The sequence below is a fragment of the Streptomyces sp. NRRL WC-3742 genome (assembly GCF_000720635.1).
Taxonomy (GTDB): Bacteria; Actinomycetota; Actinomycetes; order Streptomycetales; family Streptomycetaceae; genus Kitasatospora.
Window position 1 is genome coordinate 24,590 of record NZ_JOCF01000083.1, and the last position, 6,249, is coordinate 30,838.

The following is a 6,249-nucleotide window of genomic DNA, read 5'->3' on the forward strand; positions in this document are numbered from 1 at the left end:
CCCGTAGCCCTGCCCGTAGCCCTGCTGTAGAGACTGGCTGTAGAGAGACTGGACACCTGAACATGGGCAAGAACGTCGTCGTCCTCGACTACGGCTCCGGCAACCTCCGCTCCGCGCAGCGAGCCCTGGAGCGGACCGGGGCGAACGTCACCGTCAGCTCCGACTACGACACCGCGATGGCCGCGGACGGCCTGCTCGTCCCCGGCGTCGGCGCCTTCGAGGCGTGCATGCGCGGCCTCAAGTCGGTGCGCGGGGACTGGATCATCGACCGCCGGCTCGCCGGAGGCCGCCCGGTCATGGGCATCTGCGTCGGCATGCAGATCCTCTTCGAGAAGGGCGTCGAGCACGGCGTCGAGACGCCCGGCTGCGACGAGTGGCCCGGCACCGTCGAGCCGCTGGACGCCCCCGTCGTGCCGCACATGGGCTGGAACACCGTGGACGCGCCCGAGGGCACCCGCATGTTCGCGGGCCTCGACGCGGACACCCGCTTCTACTTCGTGCACTCCTACGGCGTGCGGCACTGGGAGCTCGAGGTCCACAGCGCGCGGATCAACCCGCCGCTGGTCACCTGGGCCACGCACGGGCAGCCGTTCGTCGCCGCCGTCGAGAACGGCCCGCTGTGGGCCACCCAGTTCCACCCCGAGAAGTCCGGCGACGCCGGCGCCGCCCTGCTGACCAACTGGGTCGACACCCTCTGACCTCCTGCCTCCTGAGAGTTGTGTAACTGATGAGCCGTCTTGAGCTGCTGCCCGCCGTCGACGTCCGCGACGGCCAGGCCGTCCGCCTGGTCAAGGGCGCCTCGGGCACCGAGACCTCCTTCGGCGAGCCGCTCGCCGCCGCCCTCGCCTGGCAGAACGCCGGCGCCGAGTGGCTGCACCTCGTCGACCTGGACGCCGCCTTCGGTACCGGCTCCAACTACGAGATGCTGCGCGACGTCACCGCCGCGCTGGACATCAAGGTCGAACTGTCCGGCGGTATCCGCGACGACGAGTCCCTCGCCCGCGCCCTCGCCACCGGCTGCACCCGCGTCAACCTCGGCACCGCCGCCCTGGAGGCCCCCGAGTGGGTCGCCAAGGCCATCGCCGAGCACGGCGACAAGATCGCCGTCGGCCTGGACGTCGTCGGCACCACCCTGCGCGGCCGCGGCTGGACCCGCGACGGCGGCCAGCTCTTCGACGTGCTGGCCCGCCTGGACGCCGAGGGCTGCGCCCGCTACGTCGTCACCGACGTCAACCGGGACGGCACCCTGACCGGCCCCAACCTCCAGCTGCTGCGCGACGTCTGCGCCGCCACCGACCGCCCGGTCGTCGCCTCCGGCGGCGTCTCCTCCCTGGACGACCTGCGCGCCATCGCCGGCCTGGTCGGCGTGGGAGTCGAGGGCGCCATCGTCGGCAAGGCACTCTACGAGCAGAAGTTCACGCTGGAAGAGGCGCTGGAGGCGGTCTCGGAATGACGGAACGTCAGGTTGTGCGCGGCCGGGTCGGCGGATCCTCCTCCCTGGAGAAGGAGATCGGCTCGGTGCAGGCGATCGCCGTGGGCGACCAGGTGTTCGTGGGCGGCGCCCGTCCGGTCGTGGGGGAGACCCTCTACGGCGAGGGCGACCCGTACGAGCAGGCCCGGGTGGCGTTCGGCATCGGGCTCGAGGCCCTGGCCGCGTACGGCCTGACCGCGGACGACGTCGTCCGCACCCGGATGTACCTCACCCACGCCCGGGACCTGGACGCGGTGGGCCGCGCCCACCGGGAGCTCTTCGGCGAGGTGAACCCCGTCGCCACCCTGCTGGTGGTGCAGGGGCTGCCCGACGCCCGGGTGCTGGTGCAGATCGAACTCGACGCCCACCGCGCCGGGTTGGCGCACTCCCTGGAATCGCTGGAAGGTTCGTAGTCGTGACCCTCGCCGTACGTGTCATCCCCTGCCTGGACGTGGACGCCGGGCGGGTGGTCAAGGGCGTCAACTTCCAGAACCTGCGCGACGCCGGGGACCCGGTCGAGATGGCCAAGCTCTACGACGCCGAGGGCGCCGACGAGTTGACCTTCCTCGACATCACCGCCTCCTCCGGCGACCGCGAGACCACGTACGACGTGGTCCGCCGAACCGCCGAGCAGGTGTTCATCCCGCTGACCGTCGGGGGCGGCATCCGCGCCGTCGAGGACGTCAACAAGCTGCTGCGGGCCGGCGCCGACAAGGTCGGGGTCAACACCGCGGCCATCGCCCGGCCGGAGCTGATCCGCGAGATCGCCAAGCGCTTCGGACGGCAGGTCCTGGTGCTGTCGGTGGACGCCCGGCGCTGCCCGCCCGGTACGGAGACCGCCTCGGGCTACGAGGTGACCACGCACGGCGGGCGCCAGGGCACCGGGCTGGACGCCGTCGAATGGGCGGGCCGCGCCGCCGAGTTGGGCGCGGGCGAGATCCTGCTCAACTCCATGGACGCGGACGGCACCAAGGACGGCTACGACCTGGACATGATCCGGGCCGTCCGCAAGGCCGTCTCCGTGCCGGTCATCGCCTCCGGCGGGGCGGGCAAGCTCGCGGACTTCGCCCCGGCCGTCGTGGCGGGGGCGGACGCGGTGCTCGCGGCCAGCGTCTTCCACTTCGGGGACCTGCGCATCGGCGAGGTCAAGGGCGCGCTGCGGGAGGCCGGGCACCCGGTGCGGTGACGTCCTCCTGACGGGGCCCGCCGGTTGTCGCCGGCGGGCCCTCCTGCTCTTCTGCTGCCGGGGCTCGCCTACTGCCGGGGCTCGCCCTTGATCAGGGCGAAGGGCGCGCCGTTCGGGTCCGCCAGCCAGGCGAGGCGGCCCACGTTCTCCACGTCCGAGGCGGGCATCAGCACCGAGCCGCCGGCCGCCGTCGCCTTGGCGATCGTCGCGTCCACGTCGGCGGCGGCGAAGTACGGCGTCCAGGCGGAGGGCTGCTCGGGGGACATCGTCGGGGCGATGCCGCCGAAGCTCGTCTGCTCCTGGTCGCCCTGCGAGGTGGAGACCACCCGATAGCTCATGCCCGGGGACGGCTCGAAGTGCTCCACCCGCCAGCTGAACAGCCGCTGGTAGAAGGAGAATGCGCCGTCCTGGTCGGCGGTGTGCAGCTCGGCCCAGACGAGGGTGTCGTCCTCGGACACCACGTCCAGGCCCTTGGTGTTGCCCGCCTGCCAGATCGCGAACTCGGCGCCCTGCGGGTCGGTCAGCGCCGCGAAGCGGCCCTCCTGCATCACGTCCATCACGGGGACGCGTACCTTGGCGCCGGCCTGCTCGGCGGCCTTGACGGTGGCGTCCGCGTCCGCCGTCTGGAAGTACGTCGTCCAGGCGGAGCGGGCGTCCGCGTCCAGGTGGCCGAGCGCGCCGACGCGCTTGCCGTTCAGCAGGAAGAACCCGTAGCCCCCGGCCTCCGGCACCTCCTGGAACGTCCAGCCGAAGACGGCGTTGTAGAAGGCGGCGGTGGCGGGGATGTCCGGGCTGCCCAGGTCGATCCAGCACGGGGAGCCGATGGGGAAGTCGGTGGTGATCACGATGCTGCGCCCTTCGAAGGGGTCGATGCGGCCACCGCCGAGTCTGCACCCGCCCACTGACATCCGCAGCCGGGCCGGGCGCCCGGGGGACGGGCCCGTGTCCGGGGGCAGGCCCGGGTTCGGGGGCGGGCCGCTGCTGGACGCCCTGGTCACCCCTGGCGGCCACGCGCCGGAGACGCTCACCCCGCGCCCGCGCGGCTGCCGGCCCGGCGTCCGGGACGAGCTGTCGCTGCTGGCCGCCGCACCCCCCGACCACGGTGCCCAGGTGCAGCTGTGGCAGAAGAACTTCCAGTCCCAGCAGTGGTGGCAGGTCACCGGCGCCTGACGGCCCCCTGCCCCGAAGCCGCCGCCGGTGCGGGTCGCCGGCGGCGGCGCCCCCTCAACGGGTGACCGGCACGCCGACCTGGACGACGCCGTACGTGCCGCTGGTCCGCCAGGGCTCCCCGGTGGCGTCCAACTCGGCGACCACGGCCGCGTCCAGGCCGACGACGACGTCCGACTTCAGTGTGCGCAGCGCCGCCACCGGGGACGGGAAGTGTCCGGCGCGCTCGGCGAACGGGCTTGTGGCGTCCCAGAGCCGGTCGCCGACGAGGCGGCGGTAGTTGAGGTCGCCCTTGGTGACGGTCAGGGCGGCCTCGGAGAGCTCGTTCCTCAGATCGGCGGGCATGTCGTGGAACGGCAGGGGCGCGCAGAAGAACGGGTGCGTGCGGACCGTGAGCGTGCCGCCGTTCATCGCCCGCCAGAGCCGGCCGCCGATCCGCGCGGCTTCCCGGCCCGGGCCGCTGCGGAGCCGGTGGAGGGCCGCGAGGACGTCCGAGGTGGTCGCGTCCGACACGAAGTAGGGGTACGGCTTGACGTACAGGACGGCCTCGGCGGCGATCCCGTCCGTGAGGAGGTGGTCGATCAGGACGAGGTCGGGCAGCAGCTCCCGACCGGCGTTGTCCGCGACGACGCAGACCCTCGGCTCGCGCGCGGCGGCGAGGACCGACCACAGGAGCGGGCTGTCGTCGGCGATCAGGGCGGGGGGCCGGCCCTCGCCGGCCGAGGCGGTGATCCGGAAGCCGAGGTCCGCCCGGTTGCCCCAGAGCGCGGACGCGAGCAGCACCTCACCCCGCTTCCCGGCGGACAGGCCGGGCAGCTCGTCGAGGGCCGCCAGCTCGGCATCGACCGCCGGGCCCGCCAACTCGGCGTCCTTGAACGGCGCGAACGGGTCGACCCCCCGCCACGTACCGGGCCGGAAGTACCCGGTCGCCTCGAGCAGCCTGCGGTAGAAGTAACTCTCCGCCCACAGGAACGGCACCTCACCCCACGGCCGCCCGTACAGGCCCTCCCCCCACTCCAGCCACTGCCGGTGGTCATGGGCACCGGCGTCGAGCGGCCGCATCACACCACCGGTGCTCTCCGCGAGGAGCTCCTCGACCGAGGCCCGCTCGCCCGGCCCGTACGGCAGCGCGTCGAGCACCTGCCGAACGAGCTTCGGATGCCGCTCGTGGAAGACACCCCGGGCGAACGACCCGGGCGTGCCGCTCAGGATCACGGGTGCGGTGGTCATCTATCAGGCTCGTCCTTCTTGCCGTGGGGGCTGTGGATGGCTCTGCGGGGTGGGTTGTGTGGCTGCGGGCCCCGCCGATCGGCGAGGCCCGCAGCAGGTTTGTTCCAGCGGGCTCGGGCTACCGCCCCGGGAGGGGGAGGGCGTGGGTCAGGGCCTCGAGGGCGTCCGGGGGGCCGTCGATGGTGAGGGCGGCCCGGGTGCCGCGGCCGTAGAGGTAGAGGATGAGTTCGCCCGGGGCGCCCGTGAGGTGGACGGCCGGGGTCGCGGTGGGGCCGGTGGTGACGGTGCGGCCGTCGGGGTGGTGGAGGTGGAGGCGGACGGGGGTGCGGTGGGCGGCTTCGAAGCGGGCGAGGAGGGGCAGGCGGCGCCAGAGGGCTTCGCTGCGGCCGGGCGGGACGGGCGCCGCGGTGGCGGGGTCCCACGTGGGGGCCGCGCGCCGGACGTCCTCGGCGTGGACGAAGTACTCGACGGTGTTGGCCGCCTCGTCCGCCCCCGGGAGGGCGAAGAGCGAGTAGACGGGCGGCCCCGAGCGGAACAGCCGCAGCAGCTCCTCGTACGGCCGCTCCGCGTACGCGTCCTGGACGCGGCGCGTCCACCCGGCGAGCGCGCCGACGCGGATGCCCGCCGCGGCGTCGGCGCGGCGCTCGCGCATGACGAGGTGGGCGGCGAGGTCGCGGGTGGTCCAGCCGGCGCAGAGGGTGGGGGCGTCGGGGCCGGCGGCGGCGAGCAGTTCGGTCAGGCGGTGGCGCTCGGCGAGGGCGTGGTTCGACATGCGGGACACCTTAGGGGTGCAGCGGGCCGGCGATCTTGGGGCCGCCCTGCTTCTCGGAGAGGGTGAGGGCGCAGGAGTAGTCCCGCCAGCCGGCCTGGTAGTTGGCGCCGGTGGGGCCGAACTGCCGCTCGTGGTACTTCTTTCCGTCGCCCTGCCGGGCCATCGCTGCGGTCTGGGCGTCGTAGCAGCCGTTGCGGATGGCCAGGGCGATCGCGACCTCGCCGTTGAGGCCGTCGGGGAGCTTGAGGTCGGCGATCACCTCGCCGTCGTGGTCGCCGGTGCACGGCCGTTCCTCGATCTTGGTGATGACGGGGCTCAGCTGCGGGTGGTCGAAGCAGGCTCCGACCGGGAGGAAGACGTACGGAGGCTTGGGCGTGGGCGTGGGAGAAGCGGTCGGGGTGGCCGTCGGGGTGGGGGTGGGAG

8 protein-coding genes and 1 pseudogene are annotated in these 6,249 nt (G+C 73.5%); 5 read left to right on the top strand and 4 right to left on the bottom strand.

Annotated elements, in window-relative coordinates; translation table 11 throughout:
* Positions 1 to 62 precede the first annotated feature (62 nt).
* The 4 genes from hisH to hisF are packed head-to-tail and all read left to right on the top strand — an operon-like array spanning position 63 to position 2,657.
* Positions 63 to 698 (top strand): imidazole glycerol phosphate synthase subunit HisH, encoded by a 636-nt coding sequence (hisH, locus tag IH61_RS0134240; RefSeq protein WP_031077157.1) that lies wholly within the window; start codon positions 63 to 65, stop codon positions 696 to 698.
* Positions 699 to 727: 29 nt separating this feature from the next.
* Complete coding sequence (gene priA / locus IH61_RS0134245) at positions 728 to 1,453, top strand: bifunctional 1-(5-phosphoribosyl)-5-((5-phosphoribosylamino)methylideneamino)imidazole-4-carboxamide isomerase/phosphoribosylanthranilate isomerase PriA (protein ID WP_031077159.1); 726 nt, start codon at positions 728 to 730, stop codon at positions 1,451 to 1,453.
* Positions 1,450 to 1,884 (top strand): Rid family hydrolase, encoded by a 435-nt coding sequence (locus IH61_RS0134250; protein ID WP_031077160.1) that lies wholly within the window; start codon positions 1,450 to 1,452, stop codon positions 1,882 to 1,884. Before priA ends, IH61_RS0134250 begins: the two co-directional genes overlap by 4 nt.
* A gap of 2 nt (positions 1,885 to 1,886) precedes the next feature.
* Positions 1,887 to 2,657 (top strand): imidazole glycerol phosphate synthase subunit HisF, encoded by a 771-nt coding sequence (hisF, locus tag IH61_RS0134255; protein WP_031077162.1) that lies wholly within the window; start codon positions 1,887 to 1,889, stop codon positions 2,655 to 2,657.
* 68 nt (positions 2,658 to 2,725) lie between these two features.
* Here hisF and IH61_RS0134260 read toward each other — a convergent pair whose 3' ends face one another.
* Positions 2,726 to 3,502 carry a VOC family protein gene (locus IH61_RS0134260; protein ID WP_031077164.1) on the bottom strand — a complete coding sequence of 259 codons (777 nt, stop codon included), beginning with the start codon at positions 3,500 to 3,502 and terminating at the stop codon, positions 2,726 to 2,728.
* 97 nt (positions 3,503 to 3,599) lie between these two features.
* Here IH61_RS0134260 and IH61_RS0134265 point away from each other — a divergent pair, with 97 nt between their 5' ends.
* Entirely contained in the window at positions 3,600 to 3,827 is a 228-nt protein-coding gene (locus tag IH61_RS0134265; RefSeq protein WP_031077165.1) for a hypothetical protein, read from the top strand.
* 54 nt (positions 3,828 to 3,881) lie between these two features.
* Here the strand turns inward: IH61_RS0134265 and IH61_RS0134270 are convergent, their stop codons facing one another.
* The 3 genes and pseudogenes from IH61_RS0134270 to IH61_RS0134280 form a co-directional block, all read right to left on the bottom strand.
* Positions 3,882 to 5,054, bottom strand: coding sequence for a damage-control phosphatase ARMT1 family protein (locus IH61_RS0134270; protein WP_031077167.1), 1,173 nt, complete (start codon positions 5,052 to 5,054; stop codon positions 3,882 to 3,884).
* 118 nt (positions 5,055 to 5,172) lie between these two features.
* Positions 5,173 to 5,826: a TIGR03085 family metal-binding protein gene (locus tag IH61_RS0134275; protein WP_031077169.1), complete on the bottom strand. Its 654-nt coding sequence runs from the start codon at positions 5,824 to 5,826 to the stop codon at positions 5,173 to 5,175.
* Positions 5,827 to 5,836: 10 nt separating this feature from the next.
* Positions 5,837 to 6,249 (bottom strand): annotated as a pseudogene (locus IH61_RS0134280) (hypothetical protein); the annotation flags it as partial.

Excerpts from the sequence above, each read along its gene's own strand:
- hisH (WP_031077157.1), top strand. The coding sequence starts at position 63 with ATGGGCAAGAACGTCGTCGTCCTCGACTACGGCTCCGGCAACCTCCGC.
- priA (WP_031077159.1), top strand. The coding sequence starts at position 728 with ATGAGCCGTCTTGAGCTGCTGCCCGCCGTCGACGTCCGCGACGGCCAG.
- IH61_RS0134250 (WP_031077160.1), top strand. The coding sequence starts at position 1,450 with ATGACGGAACGTCAGGTTGTGCGCGGCCGGGTCGGCGGATCCTCCTCC.
- IH61_RS0134270 (WP_031077167.1), bottom strand. The coding sequence starts at position 5,054 with ATGACCACCGCACCCGTGATCCTGAGCGGCACGCCCGGGTCGTTCGCC.
- IH61_RS0134275 (WP_031077169.1), bottom strand. The coding sequence starts at position 5,826 with ATGTCGAACCACGCCCTCGCCGAGCGCCACCGCCTGACCGAACTGCTC.